The sequence below is a fragment of the Mucilaginibacter antarcticus genome, from assembly GCF_042686155.1.
Taxonomy (GTDB): domain Bacteria; phylum Bacteroidota; class Bacteroidia; order Sphingobacteriales; family Sphingobacteriaceae; genus Mucilaginibacter; species Mucilaginibacter antarcticus.
Genome location: NZ_JBHUON010000002.1, coordinates 305277 through 330743, shown reverse-complemented (window position 1 = coordinate 330743; position 25467 = coordinate 305277). Strand labels below are relative to the sequence as shown.

Here is a 25467-nt window from a genome sequence, read left to right as displayed (position 1 = left end):
AGGTTTTATCTCACGTCTCAAGTCTCACATCTCAAATCTAACAAAGTATGAGTGGAAACATGAATCTGACACTTAAGGTGTGGAGACAAAAAGATGCTAAAAGCAGCGGCAAAATGGTGACTTACAAGGCCGAGAATATCTCGCCTGATATGTCATTTTTAGAGATGCTTGACGTGGTTAATGAGAGCCTTACCCTTAAAGGTGATGAGCCCATCCATTTTGACCATGATTGCCGCGAGGGTATTTGCGGTATGTGCTCATTATATATCAATGGCCGCCCGCACGGGCCAAAACGTGCTATCACCACCTGCCAGCTGCACATGCGTAGCTTCCACGATGGCGAGACCATTACCATTGAGCCATGGCGCGCGGCAGCTTTCCCGGTTATAAAAGATTTGGCGGTTGACCGTTCTGCGTTCGACCGGATCCAGCAATCAGGCGGCTACGTATCGGTTAACACTGGCGGCGTGCCCGATGCTAATATCATTCCTATCCCTAAAGTAATTGCCGACGAGGCATTTAACTCGGCCACTTGTATAGGTTGCGGCGCTTGCGTAGCTGCGTGTAAAAACGCTTCTGCCATGCTATTTGTGTCAGCTAAGGTATCTCAGCTGGCTTTGTTGCCACAGGGTCAGCCGGAGCGTTACAGCCGCGTACAAGCCATGGTAGCGCAAATGGACGAGGAAGGCTTTGGTAACTGTACCAACACCGGTGCCTGCGAAGCAGAGTGCCCTAAAGAGATCTCGCTGACCAACATTAGCCGCATGAATAACGATTTCTTCAGTGCCAAACTATTCCGCGAAGCCAGCGTAAATGGCGGCGACGGCGGTGGCGAATAATACTATTTAAAACTTACAACAGTGTAAACGGCTCCGATAACTCGGGGCCGTTTCTGTTTTTTGGTTTTTGGTTTTTGAAACTACGAAAATCAGTATTAAAAGCCGGATGGAATACTATCGCTAAAATCCAAGTAATCCTGCGGCGCATCAACTGTTTCTATATCTTTTATACCGCTAATAACAACAGTTTCTTGGGCTATTATGGGTGTTGTCTTCGATTTAAGCGATAGATAAGGTTTTAATTGTTTATTGGCATCGTAAAATTCCACATCGAGATCTTTTAAGATGTTAAAAAATAAATTTTCATTCAGCAAGTTGGGGTTTGCAGGAGTAAGCCACCCTTTTTTAACACCTTCGTACGCCAACAGCCAATGTTCTGAAAATAGGATATCCTCCTTTAGTTCTGTATCTAATTTGGCTATCTGTGGAGTACCAAGTACCAGTGAAGTGTTGTTTATCAAATCTAATAATATGAGATTTGATATTGAATCTTTCGTTTCAATTATTTTATTTGCGCACAGTTCTTCAACTTCAATCTTAAATGTTTTAGCAAGCCATAATGCCCATGATATTTCAAAATTGTGATTAATTGGGCTATGATCATTTATAATGCAATTAACCAAAGCCTTTAATCGCTGTTTTGACACTGCATCTAGGTATTTTTCGTAAGTCAACAAAATACGAGTGACAATATCCAGTACGGATGGTTCAATCAAAGCGGTTTTGTAAAGCAGGTTTTCAAATAGACGCCAACTTTTTTTGGGGATTACCACATTTCCAAACTCAAAAATTTTTAAAGAATACTTGAAAATAGTATCCGCCTTTTTCGGATTTTTTTCAATGAAGGCCCAAATCAAACTAAAATAGTGTTTTATGCTGTTGTCGAGATTCGTCTTTTTGAAATTGAACAAAAATAACGTCGTCGCGAATTCATCTTCAAACCCAAACGGAAATTCTCTGACTTTGACTTTACTTTCATTTATTTCCAACTGAAAATCGGCAAGAATTAATTGTAAACCTTTTAGAACCTTATCAGCTTCATCTTTGGTAGACACATATAGATAGTAATCATCATAATACCTACAAGCCTCCAGTCCAATATCTTGGAATTTCTTTTCAAGAATCAAATCTAATTGGCATGCTACAGCTTCTGCTATAATGTGTGAAGTGTCCGGTCCAATTGGTATTCCAATGGATTGTCGTTCCTGACAGCTTCGTACTGCCATGTCAATACTTTCTGAAATCTTATATAACGCGGCATCCGTATCTCCCGCTGCAATCAATGAATCTAAAATGTCTTTTTTCTTAAAGTACTGTTTTGCTTTATTCTTGCCTAACAAGGCCCATGCGATCGAATGTGTATAAATTGTCGGATAAAACTTCGAAATGTCTACCCTTACTTCTATTGTTTTATTTGAAGATGTATTTATTATTTCGTTTCTAAATTCCCCCACGCTTTTGCTATATGTCCGGACTGACCTCTTCGTAATATCATTGTCAGGGATAGGGTAGCTTTTTGAATAATTTGAGATCGCATAAACGTTTTCGAATGCTGTCCAATTATTTGAGATCTTTTCACTTAGCAATGCAAAGTGTTTAGGATTCGGGATTTGTAGGAATCGTCTAGACAATTTTCCTTTTGAAATAGAAAATATCGTCCCTTTGGAAGAATTATATTTCGCTATAAAGTCCTCAGAATGTTTTCTTTTCCGAGCTTTAAATTGCTGCGCTGTTTCGGTACTGGCCTTTACCAAAGTAGACGCATGTGTATTGTCGGCAAAGATCGTTGACCAATTTGCTAAAATGGTTGTGATATTATCTGCATATGATTTGGCATTAAACGGAGGGGGCAGTTCTTTTGGGAAATATCCTCTATATAATAGATCGTAAAGTGTCATGATAAGGTTTTGCTACTAAAGCTAACCGTTTAATATTATAAAACAAAATATCAAAGCTGTTTTGTTCCTGCCTAGTAGTTTAAGACTTGAACAGCGCCGGTAGAGAATGGTAAATTATTTTACTTTCTTCCAAACCTCATCATAACCGTTACCTTTAATATACCATAACGAGTCTGTTATTTTATAATTATAGGTGCCTATTTTGCCATTCATGTATTGGCCGTAGCCGTTGCCGGCATTTTCTACTAACTCTGAGTACGTTTTGTTTACCGGGTCAACGGTGTATGAACCCGTTAAGGCAGCATGCATCAGTTTTTTATTATACTCAATGTCGGTAACAACAAATCTTTCCTGAGTAAGCACCTTATACCTAATTTGGCCGGGTTTACCGCCAATTAGCGTATCAAGCTTGCCGTTGTTCATCATTTGCCACGTGCCTACTAAAGCGTTCTGCTCTGTCAGCGCCTTTTTGGAGCCAAGGCAGGCGGAGAATACAAGTATAAATACAGATAAAAAGAAGATAGATAAAATAGTTAGTTTTTTCATTGCGTTTGTTTTAAAGTTGAATAGATCAATTATGTAATTCAAAACTTTACGTAAATCGCTATCACCGCCGATACCTGGTGAAGATTGAAAAGCATCTTCGCCCAGTGTCGTAAAAATTAGTCTGATCGTATAGCTACGGGGCATCACTTCGCCGGCTTCTATGCGTTGCAGTGTGCGCACACTGAGTTTGCATTGGTCCACCAATTCTTCCTGTGTCAGGCCCTTAGCTTTTCTGAGGCTTGCAATTTTTTTACCTAAGGCCGGTTGCTGTAAATCCATAAAGTTTATGAAGCAATGATATTATTAACTAAAGCAAAGTACACTATTTTGCCCTGTATTTATAGCCGACACTTACCCGACCTACGCAATGTCGGCCTACGGCATGCGCCGTTTTAATAAGTTTTGTTTCAAAAAGCCAGTTTTGCAACTAATTGATATTTAATCAATTAAGCAGAAACCTTGTTTCATTTTGTTTCACGCCGATTTTGCAAAAACCTAACTATCAATATATTACCCAAAATCTTGTGTCACTTGTTTCACACGCTTGTGAAACAAAGCATGCCTCCGCCTGGATGTAAAACACAAAAGCCTGCTACTTGATACGTAACAGGCTTTTGCATAAAGCGGATAAATTACTTCACCAACGCCGGGTTATATAACTTTTTGTTGGTTTTATATAACTCAGTAACCGGCATTTTAAATACCCGGCGGTCGTACGTTAAAAATCCGTTTATTTCGCCCTCCACATCGGTGGTTTGGGTGTATACCGCGGCCGATAGGCCGAGCTTGATCAACTCTTCCAATTTATCAGTAAAGGTTGCATATTTGGCAAACAGTTCTTCCCCGTTTTTAAAGGTTTGATAGCCCCAGGTTCTTTTAATTACCCAGGTGTGGTCTTGCACTACCCAGCCCAGGCCGCCAAACTCACCTAATACTACCGCTTTGGTTTTACCAAATATCTCGGGGCGAGGCATAGCAGGTTGGGGGTAGTTATGTAGATCTACCATATCGCCGGTATCAAAGTAATTGCCACCACTGGCACTGTTTACCAGGCGCGACGGATCTTTCTTCATGGTCCACTCGGTGATCTCTACGGTTTTAAACTGGCCCCATGCCTCGTTAAACGGCACCCAAACCACAATACACGGGAAGTTATGCAACGTATTCATAATAGCATCCCACTCTTTGCGGTAATAACCTTCCGACTCGGCTGTACGGTTTTGCTCGGTGCCTTTGTCTAAAACACCGGGGCGGTTTTCCCAACGGTTGCCTAAGTCGCCGCTTGGCATATCCTGCCATAAAAGCATACCTACTTTGTCGCAGTAGGCGTAATAACGGGCAGGCTCAACTTTAATATGTTTTCTGATCATGTTAAAGCCCATCTTTTTAAGCTCATCAATATCAAACTTTAAAGCTTCTTCTGTCGGCGGGGTGTACAAGCCATCCGGCCACCAGCCTTGATCAAGCGGGCCATATTGAAACACAAATTTGTTGTTCAGCAGTATGCGTTGTATGCCATTACCGTCAGGTCCGCGAGATATTTTACGCATTGCGAAATAGCTTTTCACCTCGTCAACGGGTTTGTTATTACGGATGACAGCTACCTGCAAATCATACAAAAATGGGCTCTCCGGCGACCATAATTTCTGGTCGGCAATAGTAAGTGTAGCGGTTTCGCCTGCTGCGACGATTTGCTCGGACACCTTTGTTTTACCATCCCAAGCGGTAATCTTTAGCTGATCTGTGGCTTGTGCGCCCACAACATTAGCAGATACAGTCAGCGTCTTTTTGTCAATATCCGGTGTCTGTTTGGTTGAAGCGATATAGGTATTGCCCACAGCTTCTAGCCAAACTGTTTGCCAAATGCCGGTTACCGGGGTATACCAAATGCCGCTAGGTTTTTTAACTTGCTTGCCGCGTGGCTGCGGGCCGTCGTCGGTGGGGTCCCATACACGCAGCTTGATTTCCTGTTGGCCACCGCTTTTCAGCGCCGATGTAATATCGAACGAGAAAGGATCGAAGCCGCCCTCGTGCATCCCTACATTTTTACCGTTAACGAAAATTTCTGCACGCCAGTCAACCGCGCCAAAATGCAGCAGTGTGCGTTTGCCTTTAACAGCTTTATTTAGGGTGATGTTATTTTTATACCAAAGTACACTGTCTTTACCAACAGTTTTACCTACGCCCGATATAGCCGATTCTACCGCATAGGGAACCAGTATTTTGCCTTGGTAAGCTTGTGGCTCTGTGGCAGCCTTTGGCGTGATGGCATAATTCCAAACACCATTGAGGTTTTGCCAGTTGCCGCGCACCATCTGCGGCCGTGGATATTCGGGCAGTGGTGCCATAGGGTTTACCTTTTCGGCCCATGGGGTGGTAATCTTATCGGTTAACAGTTTCCATGAGGTAGTTTGCGCCTGGGCAGTAAGCGTAGTTGCCAAAGCCAGGCAGCCTAGGGCAAGGGTCGTGATTTTCTTCATAAAGTAATAAAACGTTGTATTATAATTGGTTAAATAACTGGTAGAGAATATTACGGTAAAAATATAATTTTTAAGTTACCTATGCTTATCCGGCTCGTTAAATCAATCGTATATTTAACAAAGGCACATAACTTGTAAATTACACCACATGTCTTTCAAGCAAACAATTTCAACTTTAACCTGCATCTTGTTATCAGCCGCTAACCTGATAGCCCAGACGCCAAATAAAAACCCCTATAACTACAAACCCGCTACCCCCGACGGCACCGGCAAGTTTTATATGGGCCGTGAGATTGCCCAGGTTATGGGGTTTGAAGGCGCAGCCTGGCTGGAGCGCGATACGCGAGAGGAAGAAGAGAACACCAAATTGGCTATCTCAAAAATGCCGGTTAAAGCTACTGATGCTGTTGCTGATATTGGGGCGGGTACGGGTTATTACACCTTTCCGCTGGCCGCTAAGGTGCCCCAGGGTAAGGTGTATGCGGTAGAGGTGCAGCAAAGCGCTTTAGACTATCTTAAAAAACACGCTAAAGAAATAGGGGTAAACAATATAATGGTAGTTAAAGGCAGCGCTTATTCGCCCAATCTGCCCGATAGCAGCATTGACTTTGCTTTTATGGTTGATGTGTACCATGAGCTGGCCTATCCGCATGAAATGTTGCAAGCCCTTAAACGCGCTTTAAAACCAGGCGGCAAATTGCTGCTGATTGAGTATCGTGCAGAAGACGCTACAGTAGAAATAAAGCCGCTGCACAAAATGAGCAAAGCACAGGTAAGTAGGGAGCTTAAGGCAAACGGCTTTAGCCTGTTAAGCAGCAAAGATTTCTTACCTATCCAGCATTTTTTAGTTTACGTGAAAAACTAAAATAACAGCACTCCCTTTTCGCAAAAACAGTGATTGTCCTATATTATTGTATACAAAGCTAGACGAAAAGTGTGTTGCAGGGACCAAATACGCATAAAGTTGCCATGGCATGGTTTTAGCATTTAGGTTAATAACAAAAATTAACTAATATGCAAAACGCCGACATGATACCCCTTTTATTAAAAGCGCTTGACATTGAATTAAAAAACCTGTTAATGCAAGATTTACAAGAATACCGTGTAAAAAAGGCAGCTTAACGCTTAATTAAAAAGGAGACTATATTATGCAACATTATCATCAAAACGCATCGGTGGTTTATACCGATAGAGAAGGAAAGCAAATAGATACGTTTGTAATATTTGATACCGATAACAAAACGGGTTTAACTCATATTAATCATGAAAACCTAGTGGTTAGTGCAGATCAATTAAAGCTGCATCAAAAAACAGTAGGTAAGTACCACTTGCCTATTGAAGACGCTTTTAGCTTCGAAATGCTGAAAAAACTACGCAATAAATATAAAGCTATTGACAATCGCCCGGCAATTAAAGAAGTTGCTACCGCTACTCCAAAGCTTACCATTTTGGCAAAAGCCTCATAACAACGCATCAATCGTCTATCTATAAAAACGAAAATGTCCGTGCTTGCAAAAGCCGGACATTTTTTTGTTTATGGTTTGGTACTTATTTAACCCAATAATGGTAACGACTGTGCATAGGTACCCCCCACCGGGATAATATGCTCACCAATAATTATCTGCGTTCGGTCAAACCTGTCAACCTTATCTTTAGCAACAATAAATGCCCTGTGCGTACGAATAAAGCTTCTCTCAGGCAGTAGTAATTGCATGTCGTTCACGGTTACACGGGTGCTCAATAGCTTTCCATTTAGCAGGTGAATTTTAGTGTAATTCCCGGCCGCCTCTACAAATAAAATATCGTTAAGCTCAACCTTTATCTGCTCATAACCATCCTTAATAAATACAGAACTTGCCGGCGGCACTTGCTCCGTTTTGCCGCGCAACAGGTAAAGCTCATGCGCCTTATTGCAAGCTTTTAAAAATCGCGAAAGCGAAAAAGGCTTCAGCAAAAAGTCCACCGCGTTTAGCTCAAACCCCTTAACCGCATGTTCAGAGTAGGCGGTGGTGAACACCACCATGGGCGGGTTACTCAGCGTATTTACAAAATCTATCCCGCTAATATCAGGCATTTTTATGTCTAAAAAGATCAAATCAACCGGGTTATGCTGCAGGTAGCCTATGGCATCAAAAGCGTTGGTAAAGCTGGCTGCCAGGTCAACAAAAGGCACCCTGGCGGCATGTGTTTTTACAATATCAAGGGCAATGGGCTCGTCGTCAACGGCAATAGCTATCATTTATTAAAATTAGCTATTTGCATCAAGCTGCAAGGTAATGTGTATAAAAAAATCTGAACCGGTTTCGCGGATAATGAGCTCGTGCCTTTCCGGGTAAAGCAGGTTTAACCTTTGCTTAACATTCTCCAACCCTATGCCGCTATGGTCTTTTTCCGGGTCGTTTTCGTTACGGATGTGCGTGCTGTTATGCACATCAAAATATAGCGTATTGTCTTTAGTTTGCAGCGTCACCTTTATATGCGACGGATTGATAAGGCTGATACCGTGTTTAAAAGCGTTTTCTACAAAAGGGATAAGCAGCATAGGGGCAATCATCAAATTACCGGCATAATCTGCTATTTGCGTGTTGATCACAATCCCTTCGGATGTAGCGGTACGCAGCTGTTGCAGCAGGATATAATTACGCAGGTAGTCAATATCCCGAGATAAGAGGATCTTGTCTTGCGTGTTCTCCTGCAGCATAAAACGCATCATATCGCCCAGCTTTTGGATGCCTTCGCCGGTGCGTTCTGCGTTTTCTTGGAGGGCTGTGCCGTAAAGCGTATTAAGCGCGTTAAACAAAAAATGGGGGTTTATCTGCGATTTTAAAAAATTAAGGTTAGCGTCCGACTGGCCCAGCTCTGTGCGCAGCATGGTGATCTCCTCTTCCTTCTTTTCATTACGCTTTTTATAGATACTCCAGGCCAGTGGGGTTATTATAAGCAGCTGTACAAAAAAATTGCCTACTACAATAAGTACTTGTGTATCCTCATGGATATTACCCAAGATAATAAGGTTACGCCTTATGTTGTCGGGAGTAAACATTTCGTATGTTCCGGGGCCGGCTTCTTCACGTATTTTAAAGAAAATGACATAACCAAGGGTGGTGAGCAACGCCATAAAAAACATACGGCTTAGATAATATAAAAACTTTCGGCCTTTAAGCTGCGCTTTGGGCAGTATTCTATAAATCGCATACAGATACGCCATCATCAATACAGGCAAACTGTAAAGTATAAATATTTTAGGCCAGATGACGTTGATATAAAAGGCGCCGGCCAGTATCAATATCCACGATGCTGCTAATAGTGCCACCTCATGGTAATAGGCATTTACCTGGTTTTGCTTATTTCGGTTAAAATAGGTGAGCAGTATTTTTAGCCCCAGCAGGGCGGCAAAAAACACGTTAATGATATCCAATAAAATACAAATACTTATAAAAGCGAAAATATAAACGCTGTTTGATGCCTTGTCGCTTCGGCTCTCAAAAACCGGGGTTACATAAAAGCAAAGCATGATGTAGCTGATGCCGATGATGAGATGATAAAAAAATGTCTCCATTATCGGTCCGGCTATTAACCCGTCATTATTGAGCTGTATGCGGGTAATATCAACAATATTAAATACCAGCGATACTAAAACGAAACCGGTAAATATGCCGAATTCAATTCGGGCAGGTTCGGTCTTGAGCTTTTCGTCTATAAACTTTTGCATATAACTGTTTGGTTGTTTTGTGATTGATAATGCAATGGTACAAAACGCATCAAAGTACAAAATTAAAATGTGACCAACCCGCCTAAAAAGGTGATGAACCACTGGTAAACGCAGAATCCATTAAACAAAATAATTTAAAATGTTTTATATTCATGATCGTCTACACATTATATACAACGTTGTTATAACCTTAATATGAGCATAAAAGTAATTATAACAGGCGCTACCGGCATGGTAGGCGAAGGTGTACTACTACACTGCCTTAACAGCCCCGAGGTAGCCCAGGTACTGATAGTTAACCGCAGGCACTACAACCTGCAGCACCCTAAGCTAAGCCAACTGCTGGTACCTGATTTTATGGATCTGGCCGCTGTAACCGATAAATTCGCCGGGTACGATGCCTGCTTCTTCTGCTCGGGTGTAACATCCATAGGCAAAAAACAAGACGAGTACACGCGCTTAACTTATGACATTACTTTAAACTTTGCACAGGCGGTTGCCAGCGTAAACCCTAATTTGGTATTTACCTACGTATCCGGCGCCAGCACAGATAGCAGCGAAAAAGGCTCAATAATGTGGGCACGTGTTAAGGGCCGTACAGAGAACGCGCTGTTTAAACTGCCTTATAAAAAAGCGTACGCATTTCGCCCCGGTATTATGAAACCTGTAGAGGGTCAGCAAAGCCTTAACGGTGTATACCGCTGGTTTATGTGGTTGTACCCGGTGGTTAATTTTGTGTCACCAAAATCAACCCTTACCCTCCATCAGGTTGGGCAAGCAATGATCAATTGCGTTACCAAAGGTTATAATAAGCCAATACTAGAGATAAGTGATATCAGGATAGTGGCTAGTCTGCAATAAGTTTGGAGAATTAAAAGTCGAGAAGCTTTTGTTGATGCTACGGTACAACCTCGTCAACTAATTTCTTCAACTCCTTGTATCTTTCGCCCCGGCCTTTATTCTTTACATAAAAAGTCATTAAAAAAGCGGCATAATTACGGTTGTAATCAACCCAGGGATAACTGCCAAACAAACCGGGGCTGCTTACTGAGTTTCCGGGCTTAGCTGCCGTAGCCCCTTTATTCACCCATTCGCCAAAACCATAACCCAGATCGCCGGCCTCGCCTGGAGCGTAGGCTACTTTTACGTCGGGTGTTATGCGGTTTATCTGCATTTGAGCTATACTGGCTTCGCTTAATATCCGTTTTCCACCAAAAGTTCCCTTGTTTAATATCATTGTTAAAAAGTTCAGGTAATCATGCGGAGTACTTATGGCGCTACCGGCAGGAAGCGGTATTTTGCCCTCGCCCCAATCGGTATTTCCCATATCAAGCGGTGTCGCAATCCGCTCAGCAAAAGCGGCCCGGAAGGTTTTACCGCTTATTTTTTCTACCACAGCACCCGCAATCTGTAAGCCTACATTGCTGTAATGAAATACCTTGCCTGGTTCACCCTCAAGAGGCATGCCGGCTATATTCTTTATAGCTTCGTCCATACTGCTTATATTACGCATCTCTTGCAAGCCCTCTTTTAAAGGCGGGGCTTTAATGCCCGTTTGGTGCGACAGGCATTGCGCTACGGTAATTTTACCCTTGCCCCCAGCCGCAATTAGCGGCAAAAACTTACCTACAGTATCTGTAAGCTTTAGCTTCCCTTCATCAATATAGGTCATCACCAAAGCTGCACTTAACCATTTGCTGCAACTGGCAATGGCCACGCGCGAGTCTGCGGTATAGTCATCTGCGTCTGATGTTTTTCCCTGACGCTTGGCTATCATTCGGCCGGCAAGCTTTTGGCGCAGGTTCATGTTATTTACCGAGTAACTATGTGCTACCTTGCCATTTTGATAGATCAACAGTATGGCGCGTCCACCCATATCAAGGGCATTTTCGTCCATCCAGTCGTTTAGTTTTTTGAACTTGTTTTGAGCGAAGGCGTTGGTGCACAGGCAACATATAAACAGGGCTATTAAGGCCGGCTTAATTTTCATAGCTAAATATAGCATACACTTGGCGTAATTTTTACTTTATTTGTATTAGCCGTTTGCCAAATGGCTAGTAACCAATAAAACAACCCATAATATCAAGATGATGAAGAAAAACCTTACGTTTTTGCTATTACTTGCGTTGTGCCTTAATGCAGGGCCACAAAGCCTGTCTTTAAAAAAAGGCTGGAAATTTTCTATCGGCGACAATGCCGAATGGTCATCGCCCACATTTGATGACAAAGCCTGGAAAAACGCGGACTTAACAAAACCCTGGGAGCGGCAGGGCTATCCAAATATAGACGGCTATGGCTGGTACCGCACCCGCGTTGTTATACCGTCATCGTTAAAACAAAAAGCCTATTTGAAAGACACACTGGTACTTTATATGGCCGACATTGATGACAACGATGAAGTGTTTTTAAATGGACAACTGATAGCTAAATATGGCGGCCGTAACGGCGGTATGCAAGAGCGCCATTATGGTAAACGCATGTATAAAATACCCGCTAATCACCCTGCTATTTTATGGGATAAAGAAAACGTTTTAGCAGTTAGGATATTTGATACCAGCGGCGACGGCGGGCTTTATGGCGCAGATTTTAACCTGCACATGGCCGACATTATGGAGTATGTTAAGTACGACACCGATGGCGATTTTGCCTACGGCGAAAAAAACACGCTGGGCAAATCTATCAAGTTGGTAGCCGGTAACAATTATAAATTTAACGGCACCATATCTTACAAAGTAACCGACCCTGAAACCGGTGCAACCATTGCCACAAAAACAGAAAAAGCCAGCTTTACCAAAGGCAAGCCCTTTGAGTGGTGGTATACTTTTGTGGCTGCCAAAAAGAAATCGTACCGTATAACTTATATGTTTACCGATACCAAGTCAGCACAAAAAGCTATTAGTAACGAAACCACGCCATACATATTAACCCCGGTAGTATCCAATGCCCCTAAAATTAACGGGGCAGATATCTTCGGCGTTCGTCCGGGGCATCCCGTACTTTACCTGGTACCGGCTACGGGCCGCAGGCCATTAACTTATAAAGCCACGGGTTTACCGGCAGGCGTAAAGCTTGATCCATCGACAGGCATTATTACCGGTAGTGTTGAAAAGGCTGGCAACTATGAGTTAACCTTAACCGTGAGCAACAAAGTTGGCAAGGCAACTAAGAAGTTCACCTTAGCCATTGGCGATAAAATTGGCCTTACCCCAGCTTTAGGCTGGAACAGCTGGAACGCATGGGGCTTGAGCGTGGATGATGAAAAAACACGTGTTTCTGCGCGCGAAATGTCTCAGCAGCTAGCTGCACATGGCTGGTCGTACATTAACATTGACGACGGCTGGGAAATTGACAAACGTTTAGCAAGTGGTAAAATCACTACCAACAAAAAGTTCCCTGACATGAAGGCTACTACAGACTATGTGCACAGCCTGGGTTTAAAAATGGGTATTTATTCGTCGCCCGGTCCGCTTACCTGCGGTGGTTATTTGGGCAGCTGGCAGCATGAGGATGACGATGCGCAAACTTATGCCGACTGGGGTATTGATTACTTGAAATACGACTGGTGCTCATACGGCGAAATCGCGCCCCGCAACCCTAACCTTGCCGAATTGAAAAAGCCATACTCGGTAATGGGCGCATCATTAAACAAGGTTAACCGCGATATTTTATACAGCTTTTGCCAATACGGCATGGGCAGCGTGTGGCAATGGGGCGAAGAAATAGGTGGCAACAGCTGGCGCACCACCGGCGATATTGTTGATACCTGGGATAGTATGGCTGGTATCGGTTTTAACCAGGACAAAGCTGCACCGTATGCCGGTCCGGGCCATTTTAATGACCCTGATATGCTTGTGGTAGGCAAAGTAGGCTGGGGACCTAACCTGCATAACAGCCGCTTGACATTTGATGAGCAGTATACCCACATCAGCTTATGGAGCTTACTGGCATCGCCACTGTTAATTGGTTGCGATATGGGCCGGTTGGATAGGTTTACTTTAGGGTTGCTTACTAACGACGAGGTTATTGCCATCAATCAGGATGTGTTGGGTAAAGGCGCCCGTCAGCATATTAAGAACGACAAATACCAGGTTTGGGTTAAAGAGCTTAAAGGCGGCAACAAGGCCGTTGGTTTGTTTAATATGACAGATCAATATCAAACTATAAATTTAAGTAAAAACGACCCCGCACTACAGGGTTTCACTAAATTTAAAGACGCCTGGCGCCAGCAAAACATCGTGATAAGCGGCAACGCCTTAACAGCTAAGGTTGCTCCGCATGGGGTACTGTTGGTTACGGTTAAGAAATAACAAACGGGGCTCTCATAAAACGAGAGCCCCGTTTGTTGCTAACGCAAACGAATGCGTAATTTTTGAATAGGGCATGCCGTATTTCGGCTAAAAAAATAGATATTTGAATACGGCGGGTACACTCATCTGCCTTGAACCAATTTTACCAAACATTTTGACTCTAATGGAAGAATCACGTCGTAAATTTATTAAGCAGGCTAGTATTGCCGGGGCCGGTATTATGCTTAGCAAAACCACCTTCGGCGCCAAAAGCTATAACCGTATCATGGGCGCCAACGACAGGGTGCGCGTAGGTGTTGTCGGCTTTTCTGACAGGCACAAAAGCTCGCACATGCCTTGCTTCATGAACCACTATAAAGAATTGAATTTTGAAGTGGTTGGCGTGTCTGATATTTGGAACAAACGCCGCGAAGAAGGTGCAGCAGCCTGGAAACAGAAAATGGGTAACGACGTTAAAGCTTACCGCAATAACGAAGAAATGTACGGCAGCAAAACTGTTGACGCTGTATTTATGAGCACGGCAGATTTTCAGCATGCGCGCCATTGTGCAGAAGCAGTAAGAGCTGGTTGCGACGTTTATTGCGAAAAACCTTTTGCAGAAACAATGGAAGATGCCCGCTTTGCACTTAAGGCGGTGAAAGAGACAGGTAAAATTGTACAAATAGGGTCGCAACGCCGTAGTGGAGCTAATTATCACGCAGCTGACGATTTTATAAAATCGGGCCAGTTTGGGCCGATAACCATGGTTGAACTAAAGTGGAATGTTAACCAACCCGGACGCTGGCGGAGGGCTGACCTGGTACCCCAGCTAAAAGAATCTGACACGGACTGGAAACGCTTTTTGATGAACCGCCCATACGAGGCTTTTGATCCGCGTAAATATTTAGAGTTCCGTTTATTCTGGCCATATTCATCAGGACTGCCCGGCCAATGGATGAGCCACCAAATTGATACCGTGCACTGGTTTAGCGGCCTTAGCCATCCGCGCAGCGTAACAGCTAACGGAGGCATTTACATGTGGAAAGATGGCCGCCGTAATTGGGACACCATAACAGCTGCTTTTGATTACGGGCCGGCAAATGATATGTCTTCAGGTTTCCAGGTGACATTTGCCTCACGCATGCATAACGGCGATGATGATCCCTCAGAGATCTATTACTCAAATGGCGGCGAGCTAAACCTGGTAACCAACAAAGTGACCCCGCGGGGTGGCTTAACAGAAAACATGGCTAAAGCCATGGGCATGAAAGCCAATCGGTTACCAGAGATCAGCCTGAGAAACACTGAAAAAGTAGTATCGTCAGCAAATACAGGTGGCGATGTATTAACATCAAACCACGTACGTAACTGGATGGAATGCGTGCGCAGCCGCAAACAACCCAACGCGCCTGTTGAAGCAGGTTACAGCCATGCTATAGCACTTATAATGACTACAGCGGCGGCGCATACCGGCCAAAAAGCAACCTTCGACGAAAAAACGCAGGAAGTTATGGCGGGCGGCAAAGTCTTTAAATATTAGTCCATTCGCCATTCCGACCGATAGGGAGAGATCTGTACAAAAGCAATTTGCCATGTATAGATTTCTCCTCGTCGAAATGACAATACAATATTCACCATTCGGTGCAAATACATTTCCTATGATGAAGAAAATCAAACAGGCTGGGTTAGCTATAACTATGACAGCCCTGTCAACCCTTGCCCTTGCTCAAAAGCAACAGGTAACGCTGGTAAAATCTACAAAAGATAAAAAGATAGATGTGCTGATAGGCGGTAAGCCGTTTACCAGTTTTTTATATCCGGACACCCTGGAAAAGCCTGTGCTTTACCCGTTAATTGCTGCTAACGGCACTAAAGTTACCCGTAGTTTCCCCTTAGATAAACGCGACGGCGACCCCACCGATCACCCTCATCACATTGGCCTTTGGTTTAATTATGAAGGTTTAAATGGTCTCGATTTTTGGAACAACAGCTACGCTATTCCGGCTAACAAGAAAAACCAGTACGGCTGGATCAAAACTGATAAAGTTTTGGAAACCAAAAACGGCACAACAGGCACGCTGGTTTACCACGCCAACTGGATAAACCAGGCCCAAGAAGTGTTGGTTGAAGAGACTACCCGCTTTGAGTTTAGTGGCACACCGGGCCAGCGCATTATAGACCGCACCACTACGCTAAAAGCCAATACCGAAGCTAAGTTTCCCGATCACAAAGATGGCTTGCTGGGTTTACGTTTAGCGCATGAGCTACAGATACCTGCCAAAGAGGACCAAAAATTCACCGACAGTAAAGGTATAGTTACTGTGGTTAAGGGCGGTACAGATAAGTTAGCCAACGGCAACTACCTATCCAGCGAAGGGAAAGAAGGCGATGCGGTTTGGAGCACCCGCGGGGTATGGTGCCAGGTTTATGGCAAAATGGGCGACGAGACGGTGAGTATTGCCATTGTTGACCATCCTAAAAACCCTAACTACCCTACTTTTTGGCATGCCCGTGGCTACGGCTTATTTGCCGCAAACCCGCTTGGAGAGAAAGAGTTTACCAAGGGCAAGTCCGAAAAAAATCTGACCTTACAAAAAGGCGAATCTGTAACCTTTAAATACCGTATTGTTATCAATAACAGCAGCAGCAGACTAACTGCAGATCAGCTAAATGCAACAGCTGCGGCTTTTGCTAAGAAATAATGAAGAGGTACGCGCTTGCCCTGGTTTTAGGCATTGCTGTAAGCACAAGCATAGCGCAACCAAAAATTATTTTAAAGCTGGATGATCTGGGCTCAAAAAACGGGCATAGCACTGCCGAGCCTGTTTTAGATGTACTCACACAACGTAAAATAAAAGCCGGCCTTGGGGTTATAGCTAATTGGCTAGATTCTACCGCCATGCAAGCCTATGGTAAATACCTTGTTGCGACGGACGAGAAGGGCCAAAAGTTATTCGAAATATGGAACCATGGATTTGACCACTCCAACAAAAAACAGCCCGGCGGCAACAGTGCCGAATTTAAGGGCACCAGCTACGCTTTTCAGAAGGAACATTTAGCAAAAGCTCAGGTACGGGTAAGGCAATTGTTAGGTATAAGCATGCACACTTTTGGCGCCCCTTTTAACCAAAGCGATTCGGTAACTAATATGGTACTTGCCGAGCATGGCGGTTATTACGTATTTTTGTTTAGTGATAATACAACCGGACTGCCATCTTCTATCGACAATTACAATAACCGGGTAGAAATGGAGATAACTACAGGCCAGGTTAATTTTCATCATTTCGTTGCTGATTACGAGCGAAAAAAGAGCAAATACCAGGGTATGATGGTTCTTCAGGGACATCCCAATATGTGGGACGCTGCGCGAATTGCTGAATTTAGCAAGATACTAGACTACCTAATTTCTCAGAAATGTCGCTTTATTTTACCTGAGGAAAATTACCGGACCAAAAGGTAGGCTATCTAAATTGCTTTAACGCAACTCTTTCCGCATGATAAAATCATTTAACAAGTATGGGCCATACGGGATATCAGCTTCGTAAAGCACCTTAAAGCCCATCTTATCATAGAAACTTTTAGCCGGGTTTTGGCGATGCACATTCAGATCTAACTTATCCTTTCCGGCATCTATTACCCTATCAACCACAGCCTGTAACATCGCCTTACCGTAGCCCTTACCCTGGGTTACAGGCAGCAGGTATAATTTATGCAAGCGATACACTTCCGGGTCATCATCAGGCGAAAAGGCCGCGAAAGCCACCGGCTTATCCTCCTCAATTAATAACAAATAAGTTTGTACACTTTCTTCAATTTGCTTCGCGATGACATCAACAGCATAACGATCGGCCAGCATAAAGTTTAGCTGCTCCCGGCTAATGATGGGCGAATAGGTAGGCGGCCAAATCTCGTGCGCCAGCATGTGAATGGTTTCAGCGTCGGCGACGGTGGCTTGTCTGATGGTGTACATTGAACAAATATAGCTATCCTGCCATATAGCAACCAATTATTTACTCCTCAAAAGCAATATCTAACCCTACTCCAAATCATTCCTTAACAAACACCAATTCCAACTTTATCGGGATATCGTTAGCAATCAGATTGTCTTTAAGGCGATCTAAAATATTCCATGCGGCCGAGGCGGGCTGATGAATTACGTTCCAATTTGCACGACTGATGCTTGTGCTTGCCGATGCCTTAATGGTGTTTCCGGTCTGGCTCATAAGAGCTGTAAAATCAATGGGTTTTGTTATCCCTTTAATAGTCAGCTCACCGCTCACTTTAAAAGTTGAACCATTAGCTTCGCGAACTATCTTTTGAACCACCATGCTGGCAGCAGGATATTTAGCTACAGAAAAAAACTCATCGCTTTTTAACTTACCGTCCACCTTTTTGGTTTCGGCTGCTGTGGTTTCGCTTGTGCTGCGCATACTGGTCATATTAATGTTGAATGCGCCGGTGGTTGGCCAACCGTCGGTTACATTGCTCAGGTTGCCTGATGTAAATAATATAAAGCCGTTATGCCTGTTTTTAGGGGCCGTCCAAAGCAGTTTACTTTTTTTAGTATCAAGCCTGTAAATAGTAGGCTTTGCGGCTTGCCCTTGCTGCGCCTGTACCGGCCTATTAATTAGTACGGCCAGCATGATGATCAGGCCGGATAATAGGAGTCTTTCATGTTTCATATCAGTATCTTTTTTTGCTGCAGCAAAATTAACTTGATAACTTTCGGCACTGACTATCAGTATTGTAAATAAAAATGTAACCTTTGTAAATTAAACGTCAATATGATGCGCTATCGCCAAAACATCGTCGCCGTAAAGGGCAAATACCTGGGTGGGTTGATAATCCTTACGTTTGCATTTGTTATCTGTGTAGCTTTCAGCACGGAGGGAAATGACGACTTTGATAAATCGCGAAGAGAAGTTTTGCTGCGGAAGATAGGGCATGAATTGTTGTTACAGGCCGGCGACAGCACGTCACGCGTGTTGCCGGTACAAAAGATCGCTGAAAATGAATACCAGATAAAGTTTGAAAATGAGCTTACCTTTCAGCCCGACTCGCTGATGAATACCACGCAACGTTTGTTAGCCAACGAACCGCAGGCTAGCGATTATATTGTTAACGTATTAACGTGCAATAGGCCCGGCGTATTCTATGCTTTTGCGGTATCAAAAAACAAGTCTAATAGTATCGTAACCTGCTCAAAACGTAAGCAACCCACTGCTTGCTATATTGTCAATATCAAATTTAAACCCGCTAGTGTTTATACAACAAAAAGCGGCTATCTGTGGGGAGGCTTACCCTTATTGGCATTTGTAGGGTTTATATTTTTCAGGTCTGCTAATCCGCGTAAATCTTCAATTATCACGCAGCAAAACACAAAATTCAAATTGGGCGCTGTTATATTTGACACGCTTGAAAGACACCTGAAAGTAAACGAAAATATCATAGACCTAACAGGAACAGAAACGCGCCTGCTGCTCATTTTTGCATCGACCCCTAATGAAACTATCACGCGAAGCCGCCTCCAAAAAGAGATCTGGGAAGACGAAGGTATTATTGTGGGCCGCAGCCTTGATATGTTTATCTCAAAATTGAGAAAGAAACTGGAATGCGACCCGAATATCAACATCGTTGTTGTACGCGGCAAGGGGTATAAACTTGATATCAGCGCTTAAATACCATCATCTTTACTGCCAATAGCAAAGTACTCTTCCAGCTCGGCCAGGGTTGATGAGTTTGTGGCCATATCTTTAATTATCCTGCCTTTCTCCATCAGTAAAATACGGTCGCAAACATCCGTAACGTGATTAAGGTCATGGCTTGATACCAATGTGGTTACGCCCCTGCTTTTTACATCCTTGATCATGCTCTTTAACCTAAACTGAGTTGTTGGGTCAATATTGGCGAATGGTTCATCCAGCATTAATATTCCGGGGCTTTGTAATAAGCATGATGCTATGCCTACTTTGGTTTGGTTACCCTTTGACAAGTCGCGGATGTACTTACCCCTATTTAAGATCTCGCCGTTAAAAAATTCGGTATAGCCGGCTAAAAAATCATCCACATGGGCACGCGTCCGGTTGTGCAAACCGCCGATAAAGTAAAAATATTCTTCGGGTGTCAGGTAGTCAATCAAAAAACCTTCGTCAAGGTACGATGCAGTATAGTTTTTCCAATGCTCGCTGCCCGCTACGGGTTGATCTTTTGAAAGTACTTCGCCTGCTTCGGGCCTTATCAGGTCAAGTACCATCCTAAACAGCGTGGTTTTGCCTGCGCCGTTGTTGCCTACGAGGCCAATACTTTCGCCCTTATTAATGGTAAGCCCGGGTATGTTTACTACGATAACATTGCTGTAAACTTTTTTAAGATCTTTTACCTGAATCATTATTATTTGTTTCTAAAACCTTCTAAAACGTTAAACTTTCTGCTTTGAAAATCTGCCTCCAAAAGTCTGATCCAATAGCTGCGGCATAGCGCGCTTATCAAACCAATTAACCCAAGGGCGGCAAGCGCAATATCCGGATACCCTAACTTACTGCATGGGTAATAAATAAGCAGGGGCGGTAGTAACAGCAAAAACGATAATAACATTTGTGTAGCCCCAACGCCTTCCCAGTTAAACGACGCGCCTTTGCTCAGGTCTATGCGCCGGGCATTGCGGTTTGCAAAATATAACACAACATTTACGTTTACGCCGAGGTTCCACAAATACATGACAAAATGGATAAGCAGCACCCGCCAGCCAAAATACACGTACGGTGTAGTTAATATAAATGCCATTGTTGATAGGCCGGTGAATAATATGTACTTACCCCGCAAAAAATCTGCAAACTTTACCTTGCTTACCATTAGGCCATCAAAATGCGATGCCTGCCAGCTAAACATAAATTGCCCGTAGCTGATGATAAAAAAACCGGTCATAAACATCCCCACAAAAACTTTAACAGTCTCGCTGCCTTTTAGCCCTGGGTTAGCGTAAAAAATAAGCCCGTAGAACAAGAAGAACAATGACATGATAAAAGCCGACTTAGAGCGTTTGTTACGCAGGATAAGCTTAAGCTCATTAGCCACCAGGTCGCCCGTTGCGCCAAAGTAACTAAGTATTGGATAATCTGTACTTGCTTTATACTTATCTTTCCTGGTGCTTAATTCTTCAAGATAAAGGTTTTGTTTAAGGTATTTAAAATTGACAATATATATGCCTGCGGCTAATAGCATAGGCAGCACCATTAAGGCGGGCTGACTGATCAAATTACCGAAGAACGCATAGGATATGGCCCTAATAGAGATAAGGTGCCACATAAAATCGGCCAGGCTAATAAGTGTCAACACTCCTGCAGCGATAAAGAATATCCAGCCATTTAAGTTGGCTTTGCGTTTTACATACAGGGCCAGGTAATTATTAAACACCGCCAGCGCCAAAATAGAAACCACAAATCCCACCGCTGCAAAAGCGCCGTACTGCGGCAATATCACTTTGAAAATAAACGGAAAAAACAGCACAATGGGCCACAGGTTAAATACCGAAAAAAGGGCGGTGATAGACAGATAGCTAATCAGTGTGTCGCGCTTAATGGGTAACTGCAGATAAGGTTGCACGCGTAGGGTAGGCAGTTCCTGCAACTGCAAACGGGCAAACAGTTCCCACAAAAAATACATCAGTATCAGCCCGCAAAAAGAGTAAATGATTGGATCGGCGGGCAGGGTTTTGCTTAGTACCTTATCCAGAAAAAAACCTACAAAAGCCACACAAGCCAGCAGATACAATATCATTAGCCCCATAAAAATTTGGACCGCCAAATTTTTACCTGCGTTTTTTGAGCGCCGAAAAGCTTTAAACTCGTGATTTAAAAAGGTTGATAACATAATTGCCTGTTACACTAAATAGTTGTAAGCTTTTGTAATTATAGCCAATTAAGTTTTATATAACAAACGGTGGTATAACTTAGTACTTATAGCGTTCTCCCCAAAGCCTTTTCAGTTTTTCTTTTGATTCGTTTTCGCGCGCGTTGTTACCGGGATCGTAAATTTTTGTACCTCTAACGGCTTCCGGCAAAAAGTCCTGATCAATAAAACTGTTTTGAAAGTTGTGGGCGTACTTGTAATCTTTTCCATAACCAATGTTTTTCATAAGCTTGGTTGGGGCGTTGCGCAGGTGCAGGGGCACGGGCAAGTCGCCGGTTTGTTTTACCAGGCTCATAGCCATCCCCATGGCCGTAGTAGCCGAGTTGCTTTTGGCTGATGTAGCCAGATAAATAGCAGTTTGCGACAAGATCAACTGCGACTCGGGCATACCAATAACATTAACAGAGTTAAAGCATGCCTGCGCCAGCAACAACGCGTTAGGGTTGGCATTGCCAATATCTTCGGACGAGAGGATAAGCATCCGTCTTGCAATAAACAGCGGGTCTTCTCCGCCAGCTATCATGCGCGCCAGCCAATAAACGGCACCGTTAGGATCGCTGCCGCGCATTGATTTGATGAAGGCTGATATGATATCGTAATGGTTCTCGCCGGCCTTATCATACAGCGCCATGTTTTGCTGCACATGGTCAAGCACTATTTGGTTGGTGATCTCGATTTTTTTGCCGGATATGGAATTGATCAATAGCTCAAAAATATTCAGCAGCTTACGCCCGTCTCCGCCGGATAGGCGGAGCAGCGCCTCGTGTTCTTTGATCTCTACCTTCTTTTCGCGCAGTACAATGTCGTCTTTCATTGCTTTACTGAGCAGGTCCAACAAGTCATCTTCGGACAGATGTTGCAAAATATAAACCTGGCATCGCGACAGCAACGCTGAGATCACTTCGAAGGACGGATTCTCTGTAGTAGCACCAATCAGCGTTACAATGCCGCGTTCAACAGCTCCCAGCAATGAGTCTTGCTGCGATTTGGAGAAACGATGGATCTCATCAATAAACAATACCGGCAACTGCCCGTCATTCTCTTTAATGCGCGATGCTGTTTCAATCACCTCGCGCACATCTTTAACGCCTGAATTAATAGCGCTTAGCGAAAAGAAAGGCCTGTCCAACGTTTGCGATATGATGTAGGCCAATGTAGTTTTGCCCACACCCGGAGGCCCCCAAAACAGCATAGATGGCAATGCGCCACTTTCAATTGCCTTACGCAACACCGCACCCTGGCCAACCAAATGCTTTTGGCCCACGTAGTCGTCAAGGTTTTTGGGGCGCATGCGCTCTGCTAACGGCGGAAGATTGTTCATGTAGTAAAAATCTGAAAAGTTAATACGATATCCTATCGGTTTTAGTATTTAAATGACAGGGCAATGCTTAACATATTAAACCTTGGACAGTTGAGCAATGATGAATGCTTTAAAAAAGTGAACCACCGCAAAACACTGGCAGTTTACCGTACAATACTCTTATGATACCCCGACATTACTACCTATCCGCCCCCCGAAAGCCCATATTATACCCTTAAAAATATCTTCTTTTGGTACATCAGGTATAAAAACAGCCACTTTATCATCAGGTAGGTAAGGGCCGCTATTACCAAATTATATGGGTCGCCTACTAATTGAAAAAGCCAGTTAAAAAACGCCTCGTTGGTGTAAGGCCAGTCGATGAACTTTTTGGACATATAGATCAGTATCGAGTTCATGCCAATGATCTTGAAGAAGAAAGCCCACTTCTTATGACCTAGTACATCAATTACGTAGTAAAACAGCGACATCAGCAGCAGGCTATACCCGCCCACATTTAACACAAAAGAGCTGCTCCATAAATTTTTGTTTATGGGGAAATCAAGGTTCCATAACTGCGCCAGTAACAGAAATACTACACCTATTATGGACATATAGGCTACTTTCTTCATTTGCGTTAATCCTGTCTTCTTTAAGGTGATGCCGGTCAAGATGCCTAATAAGCCGCTGCTTATTGCCGGGATAGTTGAGAATAACCCTTCGGGATCATGGATCCCCAGATAGAGTTTACCCGGCAAGAAACAGCGATCAAAATATGACGCAAAGTTACCTTCCATGGTCAAATCGCCTGCCGCAAAACCGGGTGCCGAGGCAAACTCTAGTATTAACCAGTAAGCAACGATGAAGAACCAAAACCAGAAGATTTGCCACTTTTCTTTAGCGTACAGGTATATAATAGCCGCACACATATACGCCAAACCAATGCGCCCCAAAACAGAACCGAAACGGATTTCTTCGATAGGTTTTATGTTTAGACCGTTGTTGTAAACTATACCAAATATCACCAGGATAAGCCCACGCCTAACAACCCGCCATAAAAGCTTGTTGCGCGATGTGCCTTTCTCTAATTCGCGCCCCACCGAAAACGGCACGGACACCCCAGCCATAAACAAGAAAAGCGGGAAAATAAGATCATAAAAATGAAAGCCGTTCCAGTCCGGATGCACCAACTGCACCGCCATGGTTTCGAAAACCCTCCAGTGGGTAAGCTTGGCAAGTTCAATAACAATTGGTTCAAGGCCCATTATCCAAACCATATCAAAGCCACGTAGGGCATCTAACGAGTGAAGCCTTGTCGGCGTTTGCTGAAGATCATCAGCCGGGATTGTAGCAGCCATTGTGAAAGTTTTACAAAAGACAAGATAGTACTTTTTGAAGATTCGTGACTGAAGATTAAAGATTGGCCGCAAAATTGTGAAGGCGCAAGGCCTGATTTTCAATCTTTAACTACCAATCATCAACCTCAAAACTCCATCAAATCCTTTTTCTTCTTATTCTTCATCCGTTTGGGCACAAACTCCAGTATTTCGTTTTTCAGGGCCTCTATCATGCGGCGTTTCAAGAAATTGCGTTGTATTACAATACTCACTTCGCGCGCCGGCTCCGGCGATTTAAAGTAACGTACGCGGTCAAGTTGTTTATCGCTCAAATCGGCAAGAGCCAGCTCAGGTAGTATGGTGGCGCCGTTGTTTTGGTCAACCATGCGTTTTAGCGTTTCCACACTGCCGGTATTGTATTCAAAATGCTGAAAGCCCTGGGTGGCGCGGCGGCGCTGGCAAATATTTAACACTTGCTCGCGCATGCAATGACCCTCGTTCAATACCCAGATCTCCTCCATGTCAATATCATCAGGGCTAATATTTTTCTTTTTATATAGCTTGCTGTGCTTGCTGGCATAGGCAACAAAGTTTTCGTAAAATACAGGAATCTCTGTTAACGAACTTTCATGTAATGGGGTACTTAAAATGCCGCAATCTAAAATGCCCAGTTTTAATTGCTGAATGATCTGCTCAGTAGTTTGCTCCCAAACAATCAATTTTACCTGCGGATATTTTTGAATAAACCCTTGCATAATTTTAGGCAATATATAAGGCGATACCGTAGGGATGATGCCTACTTTCAACTCGCCCGAGATCTCTTTCTGCCTGTCGGATATAATTTCTTTGATCTTTTCGCTCTCTCCTAATAGCACGCGGGCCTGGTTTATAATATCCACGCCTATCTCGGTTGGTGTAACCGGTTGCTTCGATCGATCGAATAATTTTACCCCTAGCGTATCTTCCAGTTTTTGCACCTGCATACTCAACGTAGGCTGGGTTACAAAGCATTTTTCGGCCGCGGTTACAAAGCTGCGGTAAGTATCTACAGCTACTATATATTCAAGTTGGGTTAGCGTCATCCTCACAATATAGATAAAAACTATAACAAAATATATATTATTGATTTTTTCTATTCATTTAAACTAGCGTGCCTGGCTC

General features: G+C 43.5%; 22 protein-coding genes. 9 read left to right on the top strand and 13 right to left on the bottom strand.

The window, feature by feature from the left end; translation table 11 throughout:
* Positions 1–47 precede the first annotated feature (47 nt).
* The gene (locus ACFSYC_RS03405; protein WP_377123530.1) at positions 48–839 is read left to right on the top strand and encodes a succinate dehydrogenase/fumarate reductase iron-sulfur subunit; all 792 of its coding nucleotides are present in this window, start codon (positions 48–50) and stop codon (positions 837–839) included.
* A gap of 95 nt (positions 840–934) precedes the next feature.
* On the opposite strand, the gene ACFSYC_RS03400 is transcribed toward ACFSYC_RS03405, so the two are convergent.
* The 3 genes from ACFSYC_RS03400 to ACFSYC_RS03390 form a co-directional block, all read right to left on the bottom strand.
* The gene (locus ACFSYC_RS03400) at positions 935–2737 is read right to left on the bottom strand and encodes an RNA-directed DNA polymerase (protein ID WP_377123528.1); all 1803 of its coding nucleotides are present in this window, start codon (positions 2735–2737) and stop codon (positions 935–937) included.
* 114 nt (positions 2738–2851) lie between these two features.
* Entirely contained in the window at positions 2852–3562 is a 711-nt protein-coding gene (locus ACFSYC_RS03395; protein ID WP_377123526.1) for a helix-turn-helix domain-containing protein, read from the bottom strand.
* Positions 3563–3915: 353 nt separating this feature from the next.
* On the bottom strand, positions 3916–5763 hold the full coding sequence (locus tag ACFSYC_RS03390; RefSeq protein ID WP_377123524.1) for a glycoside hydrolase family 2 protein: 1848 nt from the start codon (positions 5761–5763) through the stop codon (positions 3916–3918).
* 148 nt (positions 5764–5911) lie between these two features.
* Between ACFSYC_RS03390 and ACFSYC_RS03385 the strand changes: the two genes are divergently transcribed.
* Both ACFSYC_RS03385 and ACFSYC_RS03380 read left to right on the top strand, forming a co-directional pair.
* Positions 5912–6628, top strand: a complete 717-nt coding sequence (locus ACFSYC_RS03385; RefSeq protein WP_377123522.1) for a class I SAM-dependent methyltransferase — start codon at positions 5912–5914, stop codon at positions 6626–6628.
* Between the two features lie 283 nt (positions 6629–6911).
* Positions 6912–7229 (top strand): hypothetical protein, encoded by a 318-nt coding sequence (locus tag ACFSYC_RS03380; RefSeq protein ID WP_377123520.1) that lies wholly within the window; start codon positions 6912–6914, stop codon positions 7227–7229.
* A gap of 86 nt (positions 7230–7315) precedes the next feature.
* Here the strand turns inward: ACFSYC_RS03380 and ACFSYC_RS03375 are convergent, their stop codons facing one another.
* Together ACFSYC_RS03375 and ACFSYC_RS03370 are read right to left on the bottom strand one after the other, a co-directional pair.
* Complete coding sequence (locus ACFSYC_RS03375; RefSeq protein ID WP_377123518.1) at positions 7316–8002, bottom strand: LytR/AlgR family response regulator transcription factor; 687 nt, start codon at positions 8000–8002, stop codon at positions 7316–7318.
* Positions 8003–8011: 9 nt separating this feature from the next.
* A complete protein-coding gene (locus ACFSYC_RS03370; RefSeq protein ID WP_377123516.1) occupies positions 8012–9475 on the bottom strand; it encodes a sensor histidine kinase in 1464 nt (487 codons plus the stop codon).
* Positions 9476–9670: 195 nt separating this feature from the next.
* Here ACFSYC_RS03370 and ACFSYC_RS03365 point away from each other — a divergent pair, with 195 nt between their 5' ends.
* Positions 9671–10336 carry an NAD-dependent epimerase/dehydratase family protein gene (locus ACFSYC_RS03365; protein WP_377123514.1) on the top strand — a complete coding sequence of 222 codons (666 nt, stop codon included), beginning with the start codon at positions 9671–9673 and terminating at the stop codon, positions 10334–10336.
* A 37-nt stretch (positions 10337–10373) separates the two neighbouring features.
* Here ACFSYC_RS03365 and ACFSYC_RS03360 read toward each other — a convergent pair whose 3' ends face one another.
* Positions 10374–11465: a serine hydrolase domain-containing protein gene (locus ACFSYC_RS03360; protein WP_377123512.1), complete on the bottom strand. Its 1092-nt coding sequence runs from the start codon at positions 11463–11465 to the stop codon at positions 10374–10376.
* 97 nt (positions 11466–11562) lie between these two features.
* Here ACFSYC_RS03360 and ACFSYC_RS03355 point away from each other — a divergent pair, with 97 nt between their 5' ends.
* The 4 genes from ACFSYC_RS03355 (at position 11563) to ACFSYC_RS03340 (ending at position 17221) form a co-directional block, all read left to right on the top strand.
* Positions 11563–13782 carry a putative Ig domain-containing protein gene (locus ACFSYC_RS03355; protein WP_377123510.1) on the top strand — a complete coding sequence of 740 codons (2220 nt, stop codon included), beginning with the start codon at positions 11563–11565 and terminating at the stop codon, positions 13780–13782.
* A gap of 163 nt (positions 13783–13945) precedes the next feature.
* Positions 13946–15301: a Gfo/Idh/MocA family protein gene (locus tag ACFSYC_RS03350; RefSeq protein WP_377123508.1), complete on the top strand. Its 1356-nt coding sequence runs from the start codon at positions 13946–13948 to the stop codon at positions 15299–15301.
* A gap of 118 nt (positions 15302–15419) precedes the next feature.
* Positions 15420–16463: a DUF6807 domain-containing protein gene (locus ACFSYC_RS03345; RefSeq protein WP_377123506.1), complete on the top strand. Its 1044-nt coding sequence runs from the start codon at positions 15420–15422 to the stop codon at positions 16461–16463.
* Positions 16463–17221, top strand: a complete 759-nt coding sequence (locus ACFSYC_RS03340; protein ID WP_377123504.1) for a DUF2334 domain-containing protein — start codon at positions 16463–16465, stop codon at positions 17219–17221. Before ACFSYC_RS03345 ends, ACFSYC_RS03340 begins: the two co-directional genes overlap by 1 nt.
* A 15-nt stretch (positions 17222–17236) precedes the next feature.
* On the opposite strand, the gene ACFSYC_RS03335 is transcribed toward ACFSYC_RS03340, so the two are convergent.
* Positions 17237–17731, bottom strand: a complete 495-nt coding sequence (locus ACFSYC_RS03335; protein ID WP_377123502.1) for a GNAT family N-acetyltransferase — start codon at positions 17729–17731, stop codon at positions 17237–17239.
* Between the two features lie 76 nt (positions 17732–17807).
* Entirely contained in the window at positions 17808–18443 is a 636-nt protein-coding gene (locus tag ACFSYC_RS03330; RefSeq protein WP_377123500.1) for a YceI family protein, read from the bottom strand.
* Positions 18444–18545: 102 nt separating this feature from the next.
* Here ACFSYC_RS03330 and ACFSYC_RS03325 point away from each other — a divergent pair, with 102 nt between their 5' ends.
* Positions 18546–19439, top strand: coding sequence for a winged helix-turn-helix domain-containing protein (locus ACFSYC_RS03325; RefSeq protein ID WP_377123498.1), 894 nt, complete (start codon positions 18546–18548; stop codon positions 19437–19439).
* Here the strand turns inward: ACFSYC_RS03325 and ACFSYC_RS03320 are convergent.
* The 5 genes from ACFSYC_RS03320 to ACFSYC_RS03300 form a co-directional block, all read right to left on the bottom strand.
* Positions 19436–20149: an ABC transporter ATP-binding protein gene (locus tag ACFSYC_RS03320; RefSeq protein ID WP_377123496.1), complete on the bottom strand. Its 714-nt coding sequence runs from the start codon at positions 20147–20149 to the stop codon at positions 19436–19438. The genes ACFSYC_RS03325 and ACFSYC_RS03320 overlap by 4 nt on opposite strands.
* Before the next feature lie 2 nt (positions 20150–20151).
* Positions 20152–21630 carry a DUF5687 family protein gene (locus ACFSYC_RS03315; protein ID WP_377123494.1) on the bottom strand — a complete coding sequence of 493 codons (1479 nt, stop codon included), beginning with the start codon at positions 21628–21630 and terminating at the stop codon, positions 20152–20154.
* Between the two features lie 79 nt (positions 21631–21709).
* Positions 21710–22990 (bottom strand): replication-associated recombination protein A, encoded by a 1281-nt coding sequence (locus tag ACFSYC_RS03310; protein ID WP_377123492.1) that lies wholly within the window; start codon positions 22988–22990, stop codon positions 21710–21712.
* A 206-nt stretch (positions 22991–23196) separates the two neighbouring features.
* Positions 23197–24327 carry an acyltransferase family protein gene (locus ACFSYC_RS03305; RefSeq protein WP_377123490.1) on the bottom strand — a complete coding sequence of 377 codons (1131 nt, stop codon included), beginning with the start codon at positions 24325–24327 and terminating at the stop codon, positions 23197–23199.
* A gap of 125 nt (positions 24328–24452) precedes the next feature.
* Complete coding sequence (locus ACFSYC_RS03300; protein WP_377123488.1) at positions 24453–25388, bottom strand: hydrogen peroxide-inducible genes activator; 936 nt, start codon at positions 25386–25388, stop codon at positions 24453–24455.
* Positions 25389–25467 lie beyond the last annotated feature (79 nt).